Origin of the sequence: Streptomyces sp. NBRC 110035, from assembly GCF_000829695.1 — a bacterium.
In the GTDB taxonomy this organism is placed as follows: Bacteria; Actinomycetota; Actinomycetes; order Streptomycetales; family Streptomycetaceae; genus Streptomyces.
Window position 1 is genome coordinate 163826 of the sequence record NZ_BBNN01000030.1, and the last position, 21702, is coordinate 185527.

A 21702-nucleotide genomic window follows, 5' to 3' on the forward strand; every position below is an offset into this window, starting at 1 on the left:
AGCAGATGTCGATCGACGTCAACAACGAGTCCGGAACCGAGGTCGACGAGCAGGCGGTCCTCGACATCGCCCGCTACGCGCTCGCGCGGATGCGCATCCACCCGCTCTCCGAACTCTCGGTGATCGTGGTGGACACCGCCGCGATGGAAGAGCTCCACATCCAGTGGATGGACCTGCCGGGACCGACGGACGTCATGTCGTTCCCGATGGACGAGCTGCGGCCGCCCGCGAAGGACGAGGCCGAGCCGCCGCAGGGGCTGCTCGGCGACATCGTGCTGTGCCCCGAGGTCGCCGCCAGGCAGGGCGCCGAGGCGCCGACGCAGCACACCATGGACGAGGAGCTCCAGCTGCTCACCGTCCACGGTGTGCTGCACCTGCTGGGCTACGACCACGAGGAGCCCGACGAGAAGTCCGAGATGTTCGGCCTGCAGGCCGCCATCGTCGACGGCTGGCGCGCGGAGAAGGGCATCACCGGCCCGTCCCCCGCCCCGACCGTGTCATGAGCCCGCACCTCGTGCTGGGCGCGATCGCCCTGATCGTCGTCGCCTGGCTGTTCGCCTGCGCGGAGGCGGGCATCGCCCGGGTCTCCACCTTCCGCGCCGAGGAGGCCGCGCGCTCCGGCCGCCGGGGCAGCGCCCGGCTCGCGAAGCTCGCCGCCGACCCGACCCGCTACCTCAACGTGGCCCTGCTGGTCCGCGTCGGCTGCGAGATGGCCGCCGCCGCGCTGGTCACCTACGCCTGCCTGCGGGAGTTCGACGGCACCGCCGAGGCCCTGCTGATCGCCATCGCGGTCATGGTCCTCGTCTCCTACGTCGCCGTCGGCGTCTCCCCGCGCACCATCGGCCGCCAGCACCCCCTGAACACGGCCACGGCGGCGGCGTACGTCCTGCTGCCGCTGGCCAGGATCATGGGCCCGGTCCCGAACCTGCTGATCCTCATCGGCAACGCGTTCACCCCCGGCAAGGGCTTCAGGCGCGGCCCCTTCGCCTCCGAGGCGGAGCTGCGCGCGCTGGTCGACCTCGCCGAGCAGGAGTCGCTGATCGAGGACGAGGAGCGCCGCATGGTGCACTCCGTCTTCGAGCTGGGCGACACCCTGGTCCGCGAGGTCATGGTCCCGCGCACCGACCTGGTGATGATCGAGCGCTACAAGACCATCCGGCAGGCCCTCACCCTCGCCCTGCGCTCCGGTTTCTCCCGGGTGCCGGTGACCGGCGAGAGCGAGGACGACATCGTCGGCGTCGTGTACCTCAAGGACCTGGCCCGCAAGACGCACATCAGCCGGGACGCGGAGAGCGAGCTGGTGTCCACGGCGATGCGGCCCGCGTACTTCGTGCCCGACACCAAGAACGCCGGTGACCTGCTGCGCGAGATGCAGAAGGAACGCAACCACGTCGCCGTCGTCATCGACGAGTACGGCGGCACCGCCGGCATCGTCACCATCGAGGACATCCTCGAGGAGATCGTCGGCGAGATCACCGACGAGTACGACCGTGAGATCGCGCCGGTCGAGGAACTGGGCGAGGAGCGCCACCGGGTCACCGCCCGCCTCGACATCACCGACCTCGGCGAGCTGTACGGACTGGAGGAGTACGACGACGAGGACGTGGAGACCGTCGGCGGACTGCTCGCCAAGATGCTCGGCCGGGTACCGATCGCGGGCGCGTCCGCCGTGGTCGAACTCCCCGACGAGCGCCGGCTGCGGCTGACGGCGGAGGCTGCGGCCGGCCGCCGGAACAAGATCGTCACCGTGCTGGTGGAGCCGGTCGCCCCCGGAGACCCGGGGGAGCAGGCCGACCCGTCCCGGGACGAGGCGCAGGAGGCGCAGGAGCGGGGCGAGAGGGACGAGCGGGCAGGGGGGCCGTCGGTATGACTCCGGTACGGCTGCGCGCCCTCTGCCTCTCCTTCGGCGCGGCCGTGGAGGACTTCCCGTTCAACCCGGAGACCTCGGTCTTCAAGGTCGGGGGCAAGCTCTTCGCCCTGACGAACCTGGACGCGCGGCCCCTGACGGCCAACCTCAAGTGCGACCCGGACGACGCGGTCCGGCTCCGCGCCGAGTACCCCGGGCTGATCGTCCCCGGCCGGCACATGAACAAGAGGCACTGGAACACGGTGACCGTCGACGGCGGCCTCCCGGACCGGCTGGTCCGGGAACTGGTCGAGGACTCCTACGACCTGGTCGTCGCCGGCCTCCCCCGCGCCGAACGCCTCCGCCTCGACCGCGCGTGAGGAGCTGAGGCGCGGCCCCGCGCCAGGGGAGCCCCGGCGGTCCCGTGACACGGCGTCGCAGGCGGCCCTGGGGCACGTCCCCGGGGCCGCGCTCCGTATGCTCGGGCCATGACCGACAGCAGCGCGCTCGACCCCGAGGACCTCAAGATCGTCACCCTGGCCCGTTCCGCGCGGGCCCGCAACGGTGTGCCCGAGGGGGCCGCCGTACGGGACGAGAACGGCCGGACCTATGTCGCCGGGACCGTGGACCTGGACTCCCTGAAGCTGACCGCCCTGCAGACGGCGGTGGCGATGGCGGTGGCGTCCGGGGCGAAGTCGCTGGAGGCGGCGGCCGTGGTGACGGACGCCGGTTCGGTGCCGGAGGCGGACCGCGCGGCGGTACGCGACCTCGGCGGCCCCGGGACCCCGGTGGTCCTGGCCGGCCCGGACGGGACGGTCCGGGGGACGTCGACCGCGGGCTGACCCGATCCGGAGCCCTTGGAGCGCCCTGCCCCCTCGGGTGTTACCGGCGGTAAATGGGCCGGAATTCAACCTTGCCGTGCCCTGCCTCCCACGCATCAATGGAACCGTTGTTCCGACGGGCCGTCAGGCGCGGTCCGTCGGTCCCCCCGGCCCGCGCAGCGTGACGACCGCTCTCACCTGCCGGGCGTTTCCCCCCACGGAAAGGGAACCGGATTCCATGAGAGGCACACGAATCGGAACAGGCGCGTCACTGGTCGCGGGGGCGCTCGCGGTCTGCGGGCTCGCCTTCGCCCCGTCCGCCGCCGCGGTCGCCCCCGGGACGGCGACGATCACCGCCGACTGCGGAAGCTTCGGCGGTGGCGAGGCCACCCTCACGGCGACCCAGAACGGCTCGGCCGCCACCCTCACCCTCAGCACCTCCGCGTTCACCGCCCCCGTCGCCCTCGGCCAGGACTCCATCAACTCCACTCTCACGCTGGTGAACAACAACGGGGGGACCGTGAGGTTCGCCGGCACGAAGAACCCGGCCATGGCGACCGGCGACCCCCTCTCCGTCGGCCCGCTCGACGGCACCGTGGCCTCCGGCGACAGCCTGGAGGCGTACGGGGGCTCGCTGCGGATGACCGTGTTCGGCTTCATCACCATCACCTGCACGGCGGAGGGACCGCAGTCACCGGGCCCGTTCGTCTTCGACTGATCCTTCGACCGGTCCCGGTCGAGCCCCACTCGACCGCTGCTCCACCGCTGTCTGCTCCCCCCTGTTTCCCGGGCCGGACATCTCACGGGGTGCCCGGCCCTCCGGGGCCCGCCGCGGGCGGGTGGTACGGCGGGGCTCCGGGGATCAGGGAGAATGGGCGGCATGAGCGTTCGTACCCAGTCATCCGAGCAGCCCGCCGAAGCAGTCCACCGGGCCGGCTTCGCCTGCTTCGTGGGCCGCCCCAACGCGGGCAAGTCCACCCTCACGAACGCTCTGGTCGGGCAGAAGGTGGCGATCACCTCCAACCGGCCGCAGACCACCCGGCACACCGTGCGCGGCATCGTCCACCGCCCCGACGCGCAGCTGATCCTCGTCGACACCCCCGGTCTGCACAAGCCGCGCACGCTGCTCGGCGAGCGGCTGAACGACGTGGTCCGCACCACCTGGGCCGAGGTCGACGCGATCGGCTTCTGCATTCCCGCGGACCAGAAGCTCGGCCCCGGCGACCGCTTCATCGCCAAGGAACTGGCCGGGATCAGGAAGACCCCGAAGACCGCCATCGTCACCAAGACCGACCTGGTGGACGGCAAGGCGCTGGCCGAGCAGCTGATCGCCGTCGACCAGCTCGGCAGGGAACTCGGGATCGAATGGGCGGAGATCGTCCCGGTGTCGGCGACCGCGAACCAGCAGGTCGACCTGCTGGCCGACCTCCTCATCCCGCTGATGCCCGAGGGCCCCGCCCTCTACCCCGAGGGCGACCTGACCGACGAGCCCGAGATGGTCATGGTGGCCGAGCTGATCCGCGAGGCCGCCCTGGAAGGCGTCCGCGACGAGCTGCCCCACTCCATCGCCGTGGTCGTGGAGGAGATGCTGCCCCGCGAGGACCGCCCCGCCGACAGGCCCCTCCTCGACATCCACGCCAACCTCTACATCGAGCGCACCAGCCAGAAGGGCATCGTCATCGGCCCCAAGGGCAAGCGTCTGAAGGACGTCGGCATCAAGTCCCGCCAGCAGATCGAGGCACTGCTCGGCACCCCCGTCTTCCTGGACCTGCACGTCAAGGTGGCCAAGGACTGGCAGCGTGACCCGAAGCAGTTGCGCCGTCTGGGCTTCTGACGCGGGGTGGTGCCGGGGCTCCTGCCGGGCGGCGGTAGCCGCATGCCGATGCGGCCCGGACCCGCATGTCGAGGTGGCCGAGGTCTGGCAGCGTGACCCGAAGCAGACGCGCCGTCCGGGCTTCTGACGTGAACCCGGGCGCCTTCGGCGCCGCAGGTCCCTCAGGTGCCGGCCGGCCGGCCCCGCTGCTGCTCGCGCAGCACCTCGCGCAGCCAGCCGTACGACGCCTTCGGTGTGCGCCGCTGGGTCTCGAAGTCCACGTGGACCAGGCCGAAGCGACGGGTGTAGCCCTCCGCCCACTCGAAGTTGTCCATCAGGGACCACACGAAGTAGCCGCGTACGTCCACGCCCGCTTCCAGTGCCCGGTGCAGGGCGCGGAGGTGGCCGTCGAGGTACGTGATGCGGGCCTGGTCGTCGATGCCCTCGTAGGAGCAGCCGTTCTCGGTGATGAGGACCGGGGGGAGCCGGTCGCCGTAGCGGTCGCGGAAGCCGGTGAGGAGCTCGGTCAGGGCCCCGGGGACCACCGGCCAGCCGAAATCCGTCACCGGAAAACCCTCGATCTCCCGCACGGAGAAGGGGAGTTCGGCCGGCATTCGGACACCGCCGAAGTCGATCTCCGTGCCCTGCGGGGCGCCCACCCGGGTCGGCGCGTAGTAGTTGACGCCGTACCAGTCGACCGGCTCGGCGATGGTCCGCAGGTCCGCCTCGACGTCGCCGGGCATCAGGTCGCCGAGACCGTCCGGATAGCGGCCGAGCAGCACGGGGTCGGCGAACAGGCGGTTCAGGAGCGTGTCGTAGAAGTCCGCCGCCGCCACGTCCGCCGGGTCGGGGGAGGCCGGCCAGGTCGGGCCGTGGGAGTTGGTGATGCCGATGTCACCGGCGCCGGCCGCACGCAGGGCCCGTACCGCCATTCCGTGCGCGAGGAGTTGGTGGTGCGCCACCGGCAACGCGTCGAAGAGCAGCTTTTGGCCGGGGGCGTGGACGCCCAGCGCATGCCCGAGCAGGGTGTGTTCGGCGGGTTCGTTGAGGGTGATCCAGCGCTTCACCCGGTCGCCGAGGCGCCCGGCGACCTCGGACACGTACTCCGCGAACCGCTCCGCGGTGTTCCGATCCAGCCAGTCCAGACCGGCCGGCAGGTCCCAGTGGAACAGCGTCGGCACGGGCCGTACGCCCGCGGCACACAGGTCGTCGACCAGACGGTCGTAGAAGTCCAGGCCGCCCCGCGCACGCGCCCGGGGCCAGGAGACGGAGAAGCGGTACGCGTCCACCCCCAGGCCGGACAGCAGCGCCACGTCCTCGCGGTGCCGGTGCACGTGGTCGCAGGCCACCGCCGCCGTGGAACCGTCCCGCACCCGGCCCGGCTCGGAGGTGAACACGTCCCACACGGACGGCTCGCGAGCGTCCACCGCGCCCTCGATCTGGTGCGCCGAGGTCGACACGCCCCACAGGAAGCCGTCCGGGAAGCGGGGGACCGGGTTCGTCGTCGCCATGGGGTGGATCATCCGCACCGGCCACGAGAGAAGTCAACGCCCTCGCAGCCGAAGGAGGTTGCACAGAACGTCGATCACGCTCCCTCCTTGAGCACTCTGCTGATCAGCGCGCGCTGTTCCCCGGTCAGCCAGGGGTCGGCGCAGTACACCGACCGCCCGTCCACCGTGATCCGGTAGCTGAAGCCGTCCGGCACCCCGGCCGGGGGGGTGCCCCGGCCGGCGGCCAGGGCCCGCTCGGCCAGGGCGTGCCAGTCGGCGGCGTCGGCCCGGGCCGAGGTGTCCACCTCGGCCCGCCGCTCGATCCCCGCGAACCCGCCCGTACACCGCACCTGAATACGCATGGGTCCCTGTCTAGTACGAGAACGGGCGTGACGCCCACACCGCTGCCACCGCGCCGGCACCCCCACCCACTACCGCGCCGGCACCCCCACCCGTTCCCACGCCTTCGACACCGCCAGCAGTTCCTCGCCCTCGCCGAACCGCTCCCGTGCCGCCTTCACCGTGAGCGTCGCGAAGTCCGTGAACTGCGCGTCCTGCTCCAGCTCGCCGCCGGTCAGCACGTCGTACCAGACCTGCCCCGCCCGCTCCCACGCGTTGCCCCCGAGGGCGGTGGCCGCCTGGTAGAAGGCGTGGTTGGGGATGCCGGAGTTGATGTGGACGCCGCCGTTGTCCCGGCCGGTGCGCACGTAGTCGTCCATCGTCGAGGGCTGCGGGTCCTTGCCGAGGACGTCGTCGTCGTACGCCGTGCCCGGCGCCTTCATCGAACGCAGCGCCACCCCCGTCACCCGCGGGGCGAGCAGCCCGGAGCCGATCAGCCAGTCGGCCTCGGTGGCGGTCTGGCCCAGCGTGTACTGCTTGACGAGGGCGCCGAAGACGTCCGACACCGACTCGTTGAGCGCGCCGGACTGCCCGAAGTAGTCGAGGTTGGCGGTGTGCTGCGTGACGCCGTGCGCGAGTTCGTGGCCGATGACGTCGACGGGGATCGTGAAGTCGAGGAAGATCTCCCCGTCCCCGTCGCCGAACACCATCTGGTCGCCGTTCCAGAACGCGTTGTTGTAGTCGCGGTCGTAGTGCACGGTCGCGACCAGCGGCAGGCCACAGCCGTCGATCGAGTCGCGGGAGAAGGCCTTGAGGAACAGCTCGAAGGTGGCGCCGAGGCCCGCGTAGGCGCGGTTGACGGTGGCGTCCTTGCCGGGCTCGTCGCCCTCCTCGCGGACCTTCGTCCCCGGCAGCGCGGTGCGGTGCCGGGCGTCGTGGACCGTCCGGTGCGGCCTGCCCGGCTCGGCCCCGGCGGGGGGCGCCACGGCCGCGGCGCCCACCACCGTGGTCAGGCGGCGCTGGGTGCGCTCGTAGGCGTCGCGCTGGAGGGTGCGGCGAGCGGGGCCGGCCAGCGCCGGGTCGTCGGCCCGCGCGAGCCGGTCCAGGACGTGCGGCGGGACGATGGTGCAGAAGACGGGCTCGAAGCCCCCGTGGGTCGTCATGCTCCGCACTCTTGCACTGCGTCACGGGAATGTCACTGTCGGCAACCGTATTCTCAACCGTGACGGGGGGAATGTGCCACCCCTCCCGCCCCGGGGCGCCTTCGAGTGGTATGCGGCACTTTTCGTCCCCTTCCTCCCTCTGGTCCCGCATACTGATACGGAACCTCGCGCGGGAGCGCGTCTCGGTTAAGCTGCGGAGCATCATGCGTTTCGGGCTGCTCCTCCTTAGCCGCCGCGGCGAGGGCCTGTAGTCGAGGCCGACCCCCTCCCCGCGGAGTTCGGCGTTGCGCCGTCGGCCGTCCCTTCCGGATCCCACCGGATGACCGCGGACCATCGAGGAGCCCACGCATCATGGCGAACCGCCAGCAGCCCAGCCCCATGCCGATCCACAAGTACGGCCGTTACGAGCAGGTCGACCTCCCCGACCGCACCTGGCCCGAGAAGCGGATCACCACCGCCCCCCGCTGGCTCTCCACCGACCTGCGCGACGGCAACCAGTCCCTGATCGACCCCATGTCGCCCGCCCGCAAGCGCGCGATGTTCGACCTGCTGGTCGCGATGGGCTACAAGGAGATCGAGGTCGGTTTCCCGGCCTCCGGCCAGACCGACTTCGACTTCGTGCGCTCCGTCATCGAGGACCCGGACGCCATCCCCGAGGACGTCACGATCTCCGTACTGACCCAGGCCCGCGAGGACCTGATCGAGCGGACGGTCGAGTCCCTGAAGGGCGCCCACCGCGCCACCGTGCACCTGTACAACGCGACCGCGCCGGTCTTCCGCCGGGTCGTCTTCCGCGGCTCCAGGGACGAGATCAAGCAGATCGCCGTCGACGGCACCCGGCTGGTCGTGGAGTACGCGGAGAAGCTGCTGGGCCCCGAGACGCACTTCGGCTACCAGTACAGCCCCGAGATCTTCACCGACACCGAGCTGGACTTCGCGCTGGAGGTCTGCGAGGCGGTGATGGACGTCCACCAGCCGGGTCCGGGCCGCGAGATCATCCTCAACCTGCCCGCGACGGTGGAGCGTTCCACGCCGTCCACGCACGCCGACCGCTTCGAGTGGATGGGCCGCCACCTGTCCCGCCGCGAGCACGTCTGCCTCTCCGTCCACCCGCACAACGACCGCGGTACGGCCGTGGCCGCCGCCGAGCTGTCCCTGATGGCCGGCGCCGACCGCGTCGAGGGCTGTCTGTTCGGGCAGGGCGAGCGCACCGGGAACGTCGACCTGGTCACCCTGGGCATGAACCTGTTCTCCCAGGGCGTCGACCCGCAGATCGACTTCTCCGACATCGACGAGATCCGTCGGACGTGGGAGTACTGCAACCAGATGGAGGTCCACCCGCGCCACCCGTACGTGGGCGACCTGGTCTACACGTCCTTCTCCGGCTCCCACCAGGACGCCATCAAGAAGGGCTTCGACGCCATGGAGGCCGACGCGAAGGCCAGGGGCGTCACCGTCGACGACATCGAGTGGGCGGTGCCGTACCTGCCCATCGACCCCAAGGACGTCGGCCGTTCCTACGAGGCCGTCATCCGCGTCAACTCGCAGTCCGGCAAGGGCGGCATCGCCTACGTCCTGAAGAACGACCACAAGCTGGACCTGCCCCGCCGGATGCAGATCGAGTTCTCGAAGATCATCCAGGCGAAGACGGACGCGGAGGGCGGCGAGGTCACACCGGCCGACATCTGGTCGGTGTTCCAGGACGAGTACCTGCCCAACCCGGACAACCCCTGGGGCCGCGTCCAGGTCAAGAACGGCCAGTCCACCACCGACCGGGACGGCGTCGACACGCTCACCGTCGAGGCCGCCGTCGACGGCGTCGACACCGTGCTGACCGGCACCGGCAACGGCCCGATCTCGGCGTTCTTCGAGGCCCTGCAGTCCCTCGGCATCGACGTACGCCTGCTCGACTACCAGGAGCACACGATGAGCGAGGGCGCCTCGGCGCAGGCCGCCTCGTACATCGAGTGCGCCGTCGGCGACAAGGTGCTGTGGGGCATCGGAATCGACGCCAACACCACCCGCGCCTCGCTGAAGGCGGTCGTCTCGGCCGTCAACCGGGCGGCCCGCTGAACAGCCGCTCCGAGGGTTCCGACGGCCCCGCCCGCCACCTCCGGCGGGCGGGGCCCGTCGTTTACCGGCCAAATCCCGTGGAGATCACGGAAAGGTCTCGCCCGGGGTGCTGACTCGGCCTCACCGATGTGGCTAACATCACGGGGGCGCGGCGATGAGGCCGGGGCGATGTGGAGGTGCGACGTGCTGCCAGGACGGGGACCCGACGGCCGTGCCGCTGTGGCCAGACTTTCGCGCCTGCTGGGTACCCGGACCGCGTGGACGGCCGTGGGCGACGGCGAGTTCTTCTGCCCCGGCTGCGGCGGCGACCGCAACTACCGGCGGCTGACCGGACAGCGCCGCTTCGCCCTCCTCGGCGTGCCCGTGGCGCCCCGCGGCACGACCGGCCCGGTCGTCGAATGCGCCGCCTGCCGCCGCCACTTCGGCACCGACGTCCTGGACCACCCCACCACCACCCGTTTCTCCGCGATGCTCCGCGACGCCGTGCACACCGTCGCCCTCGCGGTCCTGGCCGCGGGCGGCACCTGCGCGCGCGCCTCCCTGGAGACCGCCGTGACCGTCGTCCGCGCGGCCGGCGTCGACGACTGCACACGGGACCAGCTGGCGGCCCTCGTCGAGGCGCTGGCCGCCGACACCGGCCGCTTCACCGGTGAGCCCTGCGCGGCGGGCCTCGCCATCGAACTGCACGAGGCCCTCGACCCGCTGGCCCCGCACCTCTCCGCCCCCGGCCGCGAATCGATCTTCCTCCAGGGTGCCCGCATCGCCCTCGCCGACGGCCCCTACACCCCCGCCGAACGCGACACCCTGGCCACCGTCGGCGCCGCCCTCACCCTCTGCGCGACGGACGTGACCCGCCTGCTGACGGTGGCCCGGACGCCGTCCTGACCGCGTCCCGACCGCCCTGGCCGGGCCCGGCTCAGTGGAGGCCGGTGAGCCCGAGGTGCATGACCAGGCGGTCCTGACCGGGGCCGAAGCAGTCCCGGCGCAGCCCGGCGTCGGGGTGCTCGAGGCGAAAGCCCAGGGACCGGTAGAGCAGGATGGCCGCGCGGTTGGCGGGTTCCATCGTCAGCCGGACCTGTTCGATGCCGCTCCCGCGCAGCCGCGCCAGGACCTCCACCATCGGCTCCCGGCCCAGTCCGTGACGGCGGCGCTCCTCGGCCACGCACAGGCCGAGGATCCAGCTCTCCCGGTTGAGCGCCGTGGTCGCGGCCAGGACGTAGCCGCGCAGGCGTCCCCCGCCGTCGTCGAGGACCAGGAGATGCTCGGCGTACATGTCGTAGAGCTGGCGGAACAGGAACGCGGGGTACGCGACCTCCTGGAAGACCGCCTCGTCGAGCCGTCGGAGCTCGGGCAGGTCGGACTCCTGTGCCGTCCGCAGGACCAGAGGCCGCGGATCGGGGAACGGGCCGGGCTCCCCCGGGAACCGGCGGCGGTCCAGGGCGTGCTCCAGCGGTTCGGCGGTCATGCCACCCTCAGTCGGGACGTGCGGAACGTTCGGATGCGTGGACATGCGGACGACAGGCGAACGCGCAGCCGTCAACACCGGCAGCCCTGCGGAGGCTCATCCCTGAGAGTGAGGGCCCCGGTGGCGACCGGTTGCTTCAACTCGCTACAGCGGGCGTCAAACTCGCTCCCAGCAAGGGCGAGTTGTGTTTTGTCGGCGAAGTGCTGACGTGCGCCTGCCGTGCGCCTCTTCGTCCGGGGCTGGCCGGATTCCCGGCTCTCCTGGTGTTCTGCACCGGTTTACCGTGCGAATACCGGCAGACTCTGCTCCACCTGCCGACGTCCGCGAGGACAGGCGTGCGGAGGGCAGGGTTTTGTCCGGTACCGACGGGACAGGGAACACGACAGGGCGATGATGGATCGCAACGCCGACGCGCCGTGGGCGCAGTTCGATCCCGAGGTCTACGTCGACCTCAACTACCGCACTCCGCTCGAAGTCGATCTGCTGATCGTGCGGTTGATGCGCGATTACTTCGGCAGGTGCTTCGTCGGCGGGGTCCCGGACCCGATGCGGGGTGTCGACGTCGGCGCGGGCGCGAACCTCTATCCGGGCCTGGCCATGCTCCCGTGGTGCGAGAAGATCGTCCTGCTCGAGTACGCGCAGCCGAACGTCGAGTACCTGGAGCGGCAGACGTCTCCCAAGGGCTACGACGAGGCCTGGGACGCGTTCTGGAACGAGCTGAGCGAGGCTCCCGCGTACGCCGCCGTCGAACCGAAGGGCCGCCTGGCCCTGTTGCCCGGCGACACCGGCGGCGGCGAGTTCGTCACCGGCGAGGAGACCCTCGACCGGTGCGTCGACCTCCTGCTCCGGCTGAACGGCGAGTTCGACCTGACCGTGGTGGACCTCAGCGCCGGCCGCAGCTACGCCGTGGACATGGTCCTGGCGGCCACCGCCCACCCCCGGATGCGGTACGTGCCCTTCCGCTGGCTCGTCTTCCACCGCTGGACCCGGCAGCACGTGATCGCCGCCGCCTGGCAGCCGCCCAGGGAGACCGCGGCCCGCCGCCACTCCGTCTTCCTCGACGTCGAACTCTGGAGCGAGGCACCCGACGGACAGCGCACCTGGTCCTGCCCCTTCCTCGCCGCGGTGTGGCAGCTCGCCCGCCTGGGCCTGTTGCGCACCGGGGGGCGAGGCCGTCCTGACGCCCCGGCCGCACACCGCCGACGGCTTCCCCGAGGACTGGGACGAACTGCCCCCGCTGATCCGGCTCAACCCCCGGGCGGACCCGTTCGCCGCCTACCGGACCTGCTCGGTGGTGCCCAACCGGTTCCTGCCCGTCGAGCACGCCGTCCGCGTCGTCCTCGACCAGACCGAGGTGGACCCCGAGGCCCTGAGCCAGGTCGCCCGCCGGTCCGCCGGCGAGAGGATGACCGTCCCCGACCCGGTCGCCGACCGCGTCTCCTACGTCTTCCACGCGGGGCCGTGACATGGGGCCGGCAACGACCGCCCCGCGTGTCGTGCTCGCCTGCGGCGAGGTCCGCACCTCACTGCTGCCGGTCCTGCAGGCCCTCGACAGCCGGGCCGCCGCCCAGTTCCTGGCACTGCGCGCCGACGAACGCGTCCTGCTCTCCGAACGCCCCAACCCCTACGGGCGCTCGCCCGACACCCTGACCGGCGTCGACTGCCCCCTGCCCAGCGCCGACGGCGCCCGGGTCCGCGCCGTCGGCACGGTCCCCGCACGGGCCGTCCTCACCGAGGGGCGCCTGCTGCAGGCCTCCGCGTACTTCAGGGTGCCCGCCGGCGGTCCGGGCCACCGGCGGCCGTGGGGCCAGTACCTGGTACGGCCAGGGGTGGTCGAGCCGTTCGGGAAGCTGCCCCGCGAGGCGGTGGCCGAGGGTGTGCTGAGCGGCGGGCGGCACGGCGATCTCGACGTCGGCCTGATCGCGGACGGACTGCACACCCGGCTGCTGCGCCACCCCCTGCTCGACCACCGGCCGCCCCTGAGGTCCCGCCCCACCCGGCTCCGCTGGGTGGCCCTGCCCGCGGACCCGGGCGCCGGCCCCTCGGTCGAACGGTTCACCCTCGCCGAGGACGAGCTGCGCACCGTCCGGCTCCGGGTGCCCGAGGGCACCCCCGGCGACAGGATCGCCGGGCTCTGCGACGACCTCGCCCTGCACGACTGGCTGCTCACCACCGTGGTCCGCATCCTCGACGGCATCCGGCCGCTGCGGGCACCGCCCGCCCGGCGCCCGCAGCGGCCGGGAGCGGCGGAGGAGCATCCCGCCGTGGTCCGGGTGCTGCGGCCCGCCGTCGACCATCTGCTGCATCTGTGGATGCCCCGGGCCCGGGTCGCGCAGGACCTGGCCCCGCTCTGGGACGCGCTGGAGGAACGGCCCGGCTTCTCCCGGCAGTGGCACAACCTCGTACAGCGCGTCCGTGACCAGCTGACCCTGCACGCGATCCCCTCCCCCCCCACCGGGAGGGGGGCCATGGGGCCCTGACCGGGCACCGGTCAACCGCCGGACCCCGCCCCACGCACAGGTGCGCACCCCGATCCGACGTGTATCCCAACGGGGGAGAGCGAGATGAGCACGGCACCATCACCCGAGTCCGAGGGCACCCGGCCCGACCCCGGCCCGGCGGTCCCCGCACCGGCGGGCCCGCCGGGCGAACCGGGCGGCACGGCGTCACCCCCTCCGGCCGTCGCACCGGACGTGACGAGCGTGCCGGACGAGCCCCCCGATCCGGACCCGTGGACGCGTCGGCTGTCGGCCGGGCCGGTCCTCGGCCTCCTCGTCCGGGGCGTCGCCGCGCTGCTGGCCCCGGACGCCGGTGCGGCCAGGCAGCTGGCCGCCGCCGCACTCTGCGCCGGCGGTGCCGTGGCCCTCCAGTACCTCCTCGCCCCGCCCCGCGGGGCGCGGGGGCGGAAGCGGCGGGCGGAGCGCGCACTGGCCGAGACCGCCGCCACCGTGCACCACACCGTGCGAGACGGCCTCCAGCGGTACGACGACGACCTGCGGACCGGTCTCGCCCGGCACGCGGAGGACCTGCGGACCGGTCTCGCCCGGCACAGCGAGGACATGAAGCACCTGGTCGAGAGCCGTTTCGCCCAACTGGACCGGCCCCCGCAGCCCTACCCGCCGCTGGACCGGGTCCGCATGGACGGCCTGCCCGAACTGGCCCAGCGCTTCGCCGACGTCCTGGCGCCCGGATCCCCGCTCCTCTACTCGTTCATCCGGCTGGAGATGCAGCGGGTGATCGGGCACATGTCCGCGCTCACCCGGCTGAGCGTGGAGAGCCACGGGGAGAACCACGACTGGATGCTCACCCTCACCCATGTCGCGGAGCAGTCCATCTGCGCCATCAGTACGTCCGTCGACCGGGAGTTCTGGAACAGCGAACCGGCCGGCCGCTACCTCGACGCGCAGAAGCAGGCGATCGAGGAGCACGGGGTGCCCGTACGGTGCCTGTTCCTGCTGGAGAGCGCCCGTGACTCGACGACCGGCTGCTGCGGCTGTGCGACGAGCAGGAGGCACTGCGCATCGAGGTGCGTGTGGCGGTGCTGCCCGAACTGCCGCCGCACATCCAGCGCGGCCACGCCAACGACTTCATCGTCTACGACGAGGAGGTGTCCTTCGAGATCGAGCAGGACCTGCGCGACGTCAACGTCAGGACCCGGCTCATCGCCCACCCCGACCATGTCCAGGACCAGATGAAGCGTTTCTGGAAGCTCTGGGAGGCGGGGATGGGCATCCGCGAACTGGAGGTGCGGGTCGACGACGAGGAGGACGGCACCTGGATGGTCGACCGCACCTGAGCTGCCGTACGCGGGACGGGTGCCACGCCCTCCCCGCGTTCCCTGTCCCACCTCGCGTCAGAGGGCGTGCTGCAGCCAGCGCTGGATCGTGCTGTTGATGTTGCCGGGCAGGGCGCTGAGCCGGTCGATGGCCTCGCGGTCCTCGGGCAGCGGCGGGATACCGGCGGCGGTCAGGGCCGCGTGGAGCTCCAGCCGCCGCCGGTCCTGCGGATCGATGCCGATGTCCAGCCGCTCCACCGGCTGCGGCGGCGCGATCGGGAAGTCGCCGTAGGCGCTCCCGTCGAAGGCGTACGGGTCGACGTAGGTGTGGTGGGGGCCGTACTCGTACGAGGTGGCGGTCACGTCGGTCTCCAAAGAATCGCGGTCCTACCTCACAGGAGACCGTCCCGGAGCCCGCCACGGCTGTAGCCCCGCCGAAGCGTCATGCCAACGGCGTCATCGCCGGGTCATCCTCCGATCGGACCAACCGCCTGGCGTTAAAGCGGGAGTTGGGAGGAACCCGGCGCAGGGGGAAGCCGCGTATCCGCACGCTTCCCCCTGTGTACCCACTAAGGCGTGAAACCTCACGCAACCGTACAACCACCCGGCGTCCGCACGGGTTGTACACCCGCACCACACGGACGAAATCCGTCCGGGCCGCCGCCCCGACGGCCAGGACGGGGCGCGCCCCGCGGGGAGGGGCGGCGTCTGCGACAGCACCGTGCGCCGCCGCGTCACGGCCGCGGTGCGGCCGAGCCGGTGGGCCGTGATCGCCGGCCCGCCCGCAAAGGCGCGCGGCACCGTCTCGTGCAGCGCCACCCCGTGCACGGGCCCTGTGGCGCCCCGAGGACCTGAGCCCTGTCCGGGCGCTCCTTGACCGGTTCCCCGATGTGCTCGTCGGCGGCCGACGGGTTGCCTGCCGGGAACATCGTCCGCGCGTCCTCCCGCGTTTGCAGGAGTCCGGGAACCACCGCCGGTACGTACTCGCGGATTTCCTTCGCCGGTCGCTCCGGTCCGGCTGCGGGTGAAAAGTGCTCCGTGTGCGTCTGGTCCTTGATGGGGCTGCGCCGCATCCGTTCGGGAATGCCGCCGGTGTGCAGTGTGCTGTCGATCCGCCGGGCCACGTCCCGCGGCGGGTTTGCGAACTGCCTGTTCGAATCGCCCGATGCGGCCGTCCGGCACGCACACCCGCGTCCCCGGCTCCACCTGTGTGAACACCGGCTCCTCCCGGCGTCACTCCGGTTCCGCGCCGGAGAACTCCCGTGCCGTCCGGCGTGAACCGTTGGCCATTGTCGATCCCTTTCCCAGCCCCTTTGTGCGGCCCTTTTCCCGTGGAGCACAAACCTCTTCCGAGTGTAGGTTCCGGCAGGCACCTCAAGGAGCATAAGCGTGAAAGCCGAAAAGGAGGGGAGCAGGGTGAAGGAACGGCACTCGGCGCTCTGCGTCGAAGAAGCGGAGGACGTGGTGAAAGAATTGCGGGCGTTACTCGTGAAGACCGGAATTTTTCTGCCGTCACTGGGGCTGGACCCGGTGAGTCTTGCGCGGGAGGCGCCCCGCACGCTCGCCGAGCGGGGGCGGTGCTCCGCGGAGACCGCGCGGCGGCTCGCGGCCGCGGTGGCGAAGTGAAACCGCCGGTCGGGGTGTACGTCGTGGACACCCGGACCGAGCGGATCGGCATCGTGATGGGACACGAGGGGCCCTACATCCAGCTGAGACCGTACGGCGGGGGCCGGGAGTGGGACGCCGAGCCGGTCGCGGTGCGGCAGGCGACCCCCGCCGAGCGGCTGCGCGCGGCGACCGCGTACGCCAACGCGCGCAGCCGGGGTGAGCTGCCTTGACGCCGGACCCGGGGCCCGCCGGCTTCGCGCGTACGCGAGAATGGGCGCATGAGTCTGTTCCGCGACGACGGCATCGTGCTGCGCACCCAGAAGCTGGGTGAAGCGGACCGGATCATCACGCTGCTCACCCGCGGTCACGGGCGCGTACGCGCCGTGGCGAGGGGCGTGCGCCGCACGAAGTCCAAGTTCGGCGCACGCCTCGAACCGTTCTCCCATGTGGACGTGCAGTTCTTCTCCAAGAACAGCGAGCTGATCGGGCGCGGCCTCCCGCTGTGCACACAGAGCGAGACGATCGCGCCGTACGGCGGCGGGATCGTCACCGACTACGCCCGCTACACCGCCGGAACGGCCATGCTGGAGACCGCCGAGCGGTTCACCGACCACGAGGGCGAGCCGGCCGTCCAGCAGTACCTGCTGCTCGTCGGCGCCCTGCGGACCCTCGCCCGCGGCGAGCACACACCGCATCTCGTCCTCGACGCGTTCCTGCTGCGCTCCCTCGCCGTCAACGGCTACGCCCCGAGCTTCGGCGACTGCGCGAGGTGCGGGATGCCCGGACCGAACCGGTTCTTCTCGGTCGCCTCCGGCGGGACCGTCTGCGCCGACTGCCGGGTGCCCGGCAGCGTCGTACCCTCGCCGCAGGCCCTGGACCACCTCGGTGCGCTGCTCACGGGAGACTGGGAGGCGGCGGACGCGTCCGAGGCGCGGTACGTCCGGGAGGGCAGCGGGCTGGTGTCCGCATACCTGCACTGGCACCTGGAGCGCGGGCTGCGCTCCCTGCGGTACGTCGAGAAATAAGCACGACACGTCGGTACGAGGAGACGAGAAGCACATGGCCGTACGCGGGTTCCTGGGGCGTCAGCGCCGGGAGTACAGGACGCCGGTACCGCACCCCTCCGGCGCGCGGCCCCCGAAGTTCCCGGGCGAGCTGGTCCCCAAGCACGTGGCGATCGTGATGGACGGCAACGGCCGCTGGGCCAAGGAGCGGGGCCTGCCGCGCACCGAGGGGCACAAGGTCGGCGCCGAGCGGGTGCTGGACGTGCTCCAGGGCGGGATCGAGATGGGCGTCGGCGCCATCTCGCTGTACGCCTTCTCCACCGAGAACTGGAAGCGCTCACCGGACGAGGTGCGCTTCCTGATGAACTTCAACCGCGACTTCATCCGCAAGTCCCGTGACGAGCTCGACGAGCTGGGCGTGCGGGTGCGCTGGGTGGGCCGGATGCCCAAGCTGTGGAAGTCGGTCGCCAAGGAACTCCAGATCGCCCAGGAGCAGACCAAGGACAACGACCGGCTGACGCTGTACTTCTGCATGAACTACGGCGGGCGGGCGGAGATCGCCGACGCGGCGCGGGCGCTGGCCGAGGACGTGAGGGCGGGGCGTCTCGACCCGTCGAAGGTCAACGAGAAGACGCTGCAGCACTACATGTACTACCCGGACATGCCGGACGTGGACCTGTTCCTGCGGCCGAGCGGTGAGCAGCGCACGTCCAACTACCTGCTGTGGCAGAGCGCCTACGCCGAGATGGTCTTCCAGGACGTCCTGTGGCCGGACTTCGACCGCCGGGACCTGTGGCGCGCGTGCCTGGAGTTCGCCTCCCGCGACCGCCGCTTCGGCGGGGCGATCCCGAACGAGGAACTGCTCGCCATGGAGGGCGGGCAGGAGCAGTAGGGGAAGGCGTGGGTACGGCGAAGGGGCGCGGAGATCACCTCCGCGCCCCTTCCCGTGTCCGGGTTCTCAGGTGCCGCCCGACGCCGCCGCGCACTCCGCGCAGGTGCCGAAGATCTCCACGGTGTGGGCCACGTTGACGTAGCCGTGCTCGGCGGCGATGGCCTCCGCCCAGGTCTCCACGGCCGGACCCTCGACCTCGACCGCCTTGCCGCAGCTGCGGCAGACCAGGTGGTGGTGATGGTCGCCGGTGGAGCAGCGCCGGTAGACGGACTCGCCGTCGGCGGTGCGCAGGACGTCCACCTCGCCGGCGTCGGCGAGGGACTGCAGGGTGCGGTAGACCGTGGTGAGCCCGACCGAGTCGCCCTTGTGCTTGAGCATGTCGTGCAGCTCCTGCGCGCTGCGGAACTCGTCGACGTCCTGGAGCGCAGCCGCCACAGCGGCCCGCTGCCTGGTGGCGCGGCCCTTCACGGGCGGTCCAGCGGTGGTCACCGGTGTCCTCCTCACACGTCTGCCTCTGCCCTGCCGCGGCCATTGTGCCAGGCCGGGCGGAGACGGGTCAGACGCCGACGTCGCCGGGTGGCTTCCGGCCGGCCGGAACGGCGCACTCCGCGAGGTCCGGGGTGGGCCGCGCGGCGGCCAGGGCACGGGCGCGGCGGCGGGCCAGCGGTGTGGCCAGCACGGTCGGCACGATGAACGCGGCGATCGTCAGCAGCACGATCGTCGCCCCGGGCGGCACGTCCTGGTAGTACGAGGTGACCGTGCCGCCGATGGTCACGCTCACGCCGATCGCGACGGCGATGGCGAAGGTGGCGGCGAAGCTGCGGCTGAGCGCCTGGGCGGCGGCGACGGGCACCACCATGAGCGCGCTCACCAGAAGCAGGCCGACCACACGCATCGCGACGGTGACGGTGACCGCCGCCGTGACCGCGGTGAGCAGGTTCAACCACCGTACCGGCAGGCCCGTGACCCGCGCGAACTCCTCGTCCTGGCTGACCGCGAACAGCTGGCGGCGCAGGCCGACGGTGACCAGCACCACGAACGCGGCCAGGAGGCAGATCGCCGTCACGTCGGACTCGGAGACCGTCGACAGGGAGCCGAACAGGTACGAGGTGAGGTTCGCGTTGGAGCCGGTCGGGGCGAGGTTGGTGAACATCACGCCGCCCGCCATGCCGCCGTAGAACAGCATCGCGAGGGCGATGTCGCCGCGGGCCTTGCCGTACCAGCGGATCAGCTCCATCAGGACGGCGCCGACGACGGAGACCAGGGTCGCCATCCACACCGGCGACCAGGAGAGCAGGAAGCCGAGGCCGACGCCGGTCATCGCGACGTGCCCGATGCCGTCGCCCATGAGGGCCTGGCGGCGCTGGACGAGGTAGATGCCGACCGCGGGGGCGGTGATGCCGACCAGGACGGCCGCCAGCAGCGCCCGCTGCATGAAGGCGTAGTTCAGGAGGTCCATCAGCAATCAGCTCAGCAGTCCCGTGCGGATCGGTTCGACGCCCGCCGGTGCGTGCGGGTGTACGTGGTCGTGGCCGGGCAGGGCGTGCTGGCCGACCGCCTCCGGGGGCGGGCCGTCGTGCGTCACGCAGCCGTCGCGCAGGACGACCGCCCGGTCGATCAGGGGTTCCAGCGGGCCCAGCTCGTGCAGGACCAGCAGGACGGTGGCACCCCGGGCGACCTGGTGGCGCAGGATCGTCGCGAGCACCTCCTGGCTGGCCAGGTCGACGCCCGCCATCGGCTCGTCCAGGATCAGCAGCTCGGGTTCGGCGGCGAGCGCGCGGGCGATCAGCACCCGCTGGTGCTGGCCGCCGGAGAGCGCGTCCACGGAGTCCTTCGCCCGTTCCGCCATGCCGACCAGCCCCAGCGCGTGCCGTACGGCCTCGCGGTCGGTCCTGCGGAACACGCCGAAGCGGGTGCGGGAGAGCCGGCCGGAGGAGACCACTTCGGTCAGCGTGGCGGGCACGCCGCCCGCGGCCGTGGTGCGCTGCGGGACGTACCCCACCCGCGCCCAGTCGCGGAAGCGGCGCCGCGGGGTGCCGAACAGCTCGATCGCGCCGGCGGCGACCGGCACCTGGCCGATGACGCTGCGCACGGCCGTCGACTTGCCGGAGCCGTTCGCGCCGAGCAGGGCGACGACCTCACCGCGGTGCACGGTGAGGTCGATGCCGCGGAGGACGGGGCGCGAGCCCAGCTCGGCGTGGACGCCCCGCAGGGATATGACGGGGTCGGACTTCGTCGTCATGCTGCCGCCCTCCGGTGGGTCGGTCGGTGGTCGGCCGGGCGGCCGGTCATGCGGCTCCCAGAGCCGTCCGCAGGGCCTTCAGGTTGGACTCCATGACCTCGAAGTAGTCGTCGCCGCGGGAGGAGTCGGTGATGCCCTCGAGCGGGTCGAGGACGTCCGTCTTCAGTCCGGCGTCGGCCGCGACCGTCTTCGCGGTGCCGTCGCTCACCAGTGTCTCGTAGAACACGGTGGTCACGCCGTCGGCCTTGGCCGTCTCGGCGAGCTCCTTCACGCGGGCGGCGCTGGGCTCGGCCTCGGGGCTGAGACCGTTGATGGCCTCCTGGGTCAGGCCGTAGCGCTCGGCGAGGTAGCCGAAGGCGGAGTGGGTGGTGATGAAGACGTCGGACGTGCGGTCCTTCAGGCCCGTCTCGAACGAGGTGTCCAGCTCGTTCAGCCTGCCGACCAGGGCCTCGGTGTTCTTCTTGTAGTCGGCGGCGTGGTCGGGGTCGGCCTTCTCGAAGGCCGTGCCGACGCCCTCGGCGATCTCGGCGTACTTGACCGGGTCGAGCCAGACGTGGGGGTCCTCGCCGCCCTCGGTCTCGTGGCTGTGGCCTTCTTCCTCGCCCGCGTGCTCGTCGTCGTGCTCGTCCGCGTGCTCGTCCGCGTGTTCGTCGTCGTGCTCGTCCTCGTGACCGTGCTCGTCCTCGTGGGCGCCGGCCTCGGTGCCGTGCGTCTCCAGGGTGGTCAGGGTGGCCGCGTCGATCTTCGTCTTCACACCGGACTGGCCGATGGCCTCGTCGATGGTGGGCTGCAGGCCCTTGAGGTAGAGCGCCGCGTCGGTCTCCTCGAGCTGCGCGGTCTGCTTGGCGCTGATCTCCAGGTCGTGCGGCTCCTGGCCGGGCTGGGTCAGGCTGGTGACGTTCACATGGTCGCCGCCGATCTGCTCGGCGAGGAACGCCATCGGGTAGAAGGAGGCGACGACGTCGAACTTCCCGGTGTCGCCCGCGGCGGCGCTGTCGGAGGAGCAGGCGGACAGCGTGCCCATGGCGAATGCGGTGACCGCGGTCACCGCTGCGGCGGGTATGAGGCGTCGTCGTACGTTCATGACTCCCATTTTCAACAAATATGGAAACCGTTGTCAACAAACTGGACGAGAGGTGCTGGGCACAGCGGGGCGGGGCCCCGAATTGGT

At 71.7% G+C, this 21702-nt stretch carries 24 protein-coding genes and 1 pseudogene; 15 read left to right on the plus strand and 10 right to left on the minus strand.

What is annotated here, in order from left to right; genetic code table 11:
• Nucleotides 1-5 precede the first annotated feature (5 nt).
• The 6 genes from ybeY to era all read left to right on the plus strand — a co-directional run bounded on the left by ybeY (nt 6) and on the right by era (nt 4501).
• Nucleotides 6-503 (plus strand): rRNA maturation RNase YbeY, encoded by a 498-nt coding sequence (gene ybeY, locus TU30_RS20735; protein ID WP_042172098.1) that lies wholly within the window; start codon nt 6-8, stop codon nt 501-503.
• Entirely contained in the window at nt 500-1870 is a 1371-nt protein-coding gene (locus TU30_RS20740) for a hemolysin family protein (protein ID WP_042172100.1), read from the plus strand. Before ybeY ends, TU30_RS20740 begins: the two co-directional genes overlap by 4 nt.
• Entirely contained in the window at nt 1867-2226 is a 360-nt protein-coding gene (locus TU30_RS20745; protein ID WP_042172102.1) for an MmcQ/YjbR family DNA-binding protein, read from the plus strand. Before TU30_RS20740 ends, TU30_RS20745 begins: the two co-directional genes overlap by 4 nt.
• A 108-nt stretch (nt 2227-2334) precedes the next feature.
• A complete protein-coding gene (locus TU30_RS20750) occupies nt 2335-2688 on the plus strand; it encodes a cytidine deaminase (protein ID WP_042172104.1) in 354 nt (117 codons plus the stop codon).
• A 217-nt stretch (nt 2689-2905) separates the two neighbouring features.
• The gene (locus TU30_RS20755) at nt 2906-3385 is read left to right on the plus strand and encodes a hypothetical protein (RefSeq protein ID WP_042172106.1); all 480 of its coding nucleotides are present in this window, start codon (nt 2906-2908) and stop codon (nt 3383-3385) included.
• 162 nt (nt 3386-3547) lie between these two features.
• Nucleotides 3548-4501, plus strand: a complete 954-nt coding sequence (gene era, locus TU30_RS20760; RefSeq protein ID WP_042172108.1) for a GTPase Era — start codon at nt 3548-3550, stop codon at nt 4499-4501.
• Between the two features lie 161 nt (nt 4502-4662).
• On the opposite strand, the gene TU30_RS20765 is transcribed toward era, so the two are convergent.
• The 3 genes from TU30_RS20765 to TU30_RS20775 form a co-directional block, all read right to left on the minus strand.
• Nucleotides 4663-5991 carry a GH1 family beta-glucosidase gene (locus TU30_RS20765; RefSeq protein ID WP_078878401.1) on the minus strand — a complete coding sequence of 443 codons (1329 nt, stop codon included), beginning with the start codon at nt 5989-5991 and terminating at the stop codon, nt 4663-4665.
• 74 nt (nt 5992-6065) lie between these two features.
• The gene (locus TU30_RS20770; protein WP_042172112.1) at nt 6066-6332 is read right to left on the minus strand and encodes a protealysin inhibitor emfourin; all 267 of its coding nucleotides are present in this window, start codon (nt 6330-6332) and stop codon (nt 6066-6068) included.
• Between the two features lie 69 nt (nt 6333-6401).
• Nucleotides 6402-7472, minus strand: coding sequence for a M4 family metallopeptidase (locus TU30_RS20775; RefSeq protein ID WP_042172114.1), 1071 nt, complete (start codon nt 7470-7472; stop codon nt 6402-6404).
• A 351-nt stretch (nt 7473-7823) separates the two neighbouring features.
• Here TU30_RS20775 and leuA point away from each other — a divergent pair, with 351 nt between their 5' ends.
• On the plus strand, nt 7824-9545 hold the full coding sequence (leuA, locus tag TU30_RS20780; protein WP_042172116.1) for a 2-isopropylmalate synthase: 1722 nt from the start codon (nt 7824-7826) through the stop codon (nt 9543-9545).
• A gap of 183 nt (nt 9546-9728) precedes the next feature.
• Entirely contained in the window at nt 9729-10430 is a 702-nt protein-coding gene (locus TU30_RS20785; RefSeq protein ID WP_042172269.1) for a TerB family tellurite resistance protein, read from the plus strand.
• 31 nt (nt 10431-10461) lie between these two features.
• On the opposite strand, the gene TU30_RS20790 is transcribed toward TU30_RS20785, so the two are convergent.
• Complete coding sequence (locus TU30_RS20790; protein WP_042172118.1) at nt 10462-11010, minus strand: GNAT family N-acetyltransferase; 549 nt, start codon at nt 11008-11010, stop codon at nt 10462-10464.
• 1291 nt (nt 11011-12301) lie between these two features.
• Between TU30_RS20790 and TU30_RS37455 the strand changes: the two genes are divergently transcribed.
• From TU30_RS37455 to TU30_RS20805, 3 genes and pseudogenes are all read left to right on the plus strand, one after another.
• A complete protein-coding gene (locus TU30_RS37455) occupies nt 12302-12475 on the plus strand; it encodes a hypothetical protein (RefSeq protein ID WP_234307933.1) in 174 nt (57 codons plus the stop codon).
• A gap of 1 nt (nt 12476) precedes the next feature.
• Nucleotides 12477-13490: an SCO2521 family protein gene (locus tag TU30_RS20800; RefSeq protein ID WP_042172120.1), complete on the plus strand. Its 1014-nt coding sequence runs from the start codon at nt 12477-12479 to the stop codon at nt 13488-13490.
• An 84-nt stretch (nt 13491-13574) separates the two neighbouring features.
• Nucleotides 13575-14806: pseudogene (locus TU30_RS20805) on the plus strand (hypothetical protein).
• A gap of 57 nt (nt 14807-14863) precedes the next feature.
• On the opposite strand, the gene TU30_RS20810 reads toward TU30_RS20805, so the two are convergent.
• Both TU30_RS20810 and TU30_RS38340 read right to left on the minus strand, forming a co-directional pair.
• Complete coding sequence (locus tag TU30_RS20810) at nt 14864-15148, minus strand: hypothetical protein (RefSeq protein ID WP_042172272.1); 285 nt, start codon at nt 15146-15148, stop codon at nt 14864-14866.
• A 371-nt stretch (nt 15149-15519) separates the two neighbouring features.
• Nucleotides 15520-16170, minus strand: a complete 651-nt coding sequence (locus tag TU30_RS38340) for a Scr1 family TA system antitoxin-like transcriptional regulator (RefSeq protein ID WP_370626680.1) — start codon at nt 16168-16170, stop codon at nt 15520-15522.
• A 4-nt stretch (nt 16171-16174) separates the two neighbouring features.
• On the opposite strand from TU30_RS38340, the gene TU30_RS20815 reads away from it, so the two are divergent.
• From TU30_RS20815 to TU30_RS20830, 4 genes are read left to right on the plus strand one after another with little or no spacing between them, the layout of a single operon-like run.
• Nucleotides 16175-16411 carry a hypothetical protein gene (locus tag TU30_RS20815; protein WP_370626681.1) on the plus strand — a complete coding sequence of 79 codons (237 nt, stop codon included), beginning with the start codon at nt 16175-16177 and terminating at the stop codon, nt 16409-16411.
• Nucleotides 16408-16623 (plus strand): hypothetical protein, encoded by a 216-nt coding sequence (locus tag TU30_RS20820; protein WP_042172122.1) that lies wholly within the window; start codon nt 16408-16410, stop codon nt 16621-16623. Before TU30_RS20815 ends, TU30_RS20820 begins: the two co-directional genes overlap by 4 nt.
• A gap of 48 nt (nt 16624-16671) precedes the next feature.
• Nucleotides 16672-17418, plus strand: a complete 747-nt coding sequence (recO, locus tag TU30_RS20825) for a DNA repair protein RecO (protein WP_042172123.1) — start codon at nt 16672-16674, stop codon at nt 17416-17418.
• A 34-nt stretch (nt 17419-17452) separates the two neighbouring features.
• Nucleotides 17453-18289, plus strand: a complete 837-nt coding sequence (locus TU30_RS20830; RefSeq protein WP_042172125.1) for an isoprenyl transferase — start codon at nt 17453-17455, stop codon at nt 18287-18289.
• A gap of 66 nt (nt 18290-18355) precedes the next feature.
• Here TU30_RS20830 and TU30_RS20835 read toward each other — a convergent pair whose 3' ends face one another.
• The 4 genes from TU30_RS20835 to TU30_RS20850 all read right to left on the minus strand — a co-directional run bounded on the left by TU30_RS20835 (nt 18356) and on the right by TU30_RS20850 (nt 21615).
• Nucleotides 18356-18778, minus strand: a complete 423-nt coding sequence (locus TU30_RS20835; RefSeq protein ID WP_042172128.1) for a Fur family transcriptional regulator — start codon at nt 18776-18778, stop codon at nt 18356-18358.
• A gap of 67 nt (nt 18779-18845) precedes the next feature.
• The gene (locus TU30_RS20840) at nt 18846-19748 is read right to left on the minus strand and encodes a metal ABC transporter permease (protein WP_042172276.1); all 903 of its coding nucleotides are present in this window, start codon (nt 19746-19748) and stop codon (nt 18846-18848) included.
• Nucleotides 19749-19754: 6 nt separating this feature from the next.
• The gene (locus TU30_RS20845; protein WP_042172130.1) at nt 19755-20531 is read right to left on the minus strand and encodes a metal ABC transporter ATP-binding protein; all 777 of its coding nucleotides are present in this window, start codon (nt 20529-20531) and stop codon (nt 19755-19757) included.
• A gap of 46 nt (nt 20532-20577) precedes the next feature.
• On the minus strand, nt 20578-21615 hold the full coding sequence (locus TU30_RS20850) for a metal ABC transporter solute-binding protein, Zn/Mn family (RefSeq protein ID WP_042172132.1): 1038 nt from the start codon (nt 21613-21615) through the stop codon (nt 20578-20580).
• Nucleotides 21616-21702: the final 87 nt, after the last annotated feature.

Excerpts from the sequence above, each read along its gene's own strand:
- ybeY (WP_042172098.1), top strand. The coding sequence starts at position 6 with ATGTCGATCGACGTCAACAACGAGTCCGGAACCGAGGTCGACGAGCAG.
- TU30_RS20740 (WP_042172100.1), top strand. The coding sequence starts at position 500 with ATGAGCCCGCACCTCGTGCTGGGCGCGATCGCCCTGATCGTCGTCGCC.
- TU30_RS20745 (WP_042172102.1), top strand. The coding sequence starts at position 1,867 with ATGACTCCGGTACGGCTGCGCGCCCTCTGCCTCTCCTTCGGCGCGGCC.
- TU30_RS20750 (WP_042172104.1), top strand. The coding sequence starts at position 2,335 with ATGACCGACAGCAGCGCGCTCGACCCCGAGGACCTCAAGATCGTCACC.
- TU30_RS20755 (WP_042172106.1), top strand. The coding sequence starts at position 2,906 with ATGAGAGGCACACGAATCGGAACAGGCGCGTCACTGGTCGCGGGGGCG.
- era (WP_042172108.1), top strand. The coding sequence starts at position 3,548 with ATGAGCGTTCGTACCCAGTCATCCGAGCAGCCCGCCGAAGCAGTCCAC.
- TU30_RS20765 (WP_078878401.1), bottom strand. The coding sequence starts at position 5,991 with ATGGCGACGACGAACCCGGTCCCCCGCTTCCCGGACGGCTTCCTGTGG.
- TU30_RS20770 (WP_042172112.1), bottom strand. The coding sequence starts at position 6,332 with ATGCGTATTCAGGTGCGGTGTACGGGCGGGTTCGCGGGGATCGAGCGG.
- TU30_RS20775 (WP_042172114.1), bottom strand. The coding sequence starts at position 7,472 with ATGACGACCCACGGGGGCTTCGAGCCCGTCTTCTGCACCATCGTCCCG.
- leuA (WP_042172116.1), top strand. The coding sequence starts at position 7,824 with ATGGCGAACCGCCAGCAGCCCAGCCCCATGCCGATCCACAAGTACGGC.
- TU30_RS20790 (WP_042172118.1), bottom strand. The coding sequence starts at position 11,010 with ATGACCGCCGAACCGCTGGAGCACGCCCTGGACCGCCGCCGGTTCCCG.
- TU30_RS20800 (WP_042172120.1), top strand. The coding sequence starts at position 12,477 with ATGGGGCCGGCAACGACCGCCCCGCGTGTCGTGCTCGCCTGCGGCGAG.
- TU30_RS38340 (WP_370626680.1), bottom strand. The coding sequence starts at position 16,170 with ATGCTCCTTGAGGTGCCTGCCGGAACCTACACTCGGAAGAGGTTTGTG.
- recO (WP_042172123.1), top strand. The coding sequence starts at position 16,672 with ATGAGTCTGTTCCGCGACGACGGCATCGTGCTGCGCACCCAGAAGCTG.
- TU30_RS20830 (WP_042172125.1), top strand. The coding sequence starts at position 17,453 with ATGGCCGTACGCGGGTTCCTGGGGCGTCAGCGCCGGGAGTACAGGACG.
- TU30_RS20840 (WP_042172276.1), bottom strand. The coding sequence starts at position 19,748 with ATGGACCTCCTGAACTACGCCTTCATGCAGCGGGCGCTGCTGGCGGCC.
- TU30_RS20845 (WP_042172130.1), bottom strand. The coding sequence starts at position 20,531 with ATGACGACGAAGTCCGACCCCGTCATATCCCTGCGGGGCGTCCACGCC.
- TU30_RS20850 (WP_042172132.1), bottom strand. The coding sequence starts at position 21,615 with ATGAACGTACGACGACGCCTCATACCCGCCGCAGCGGTGACCGCGGTC.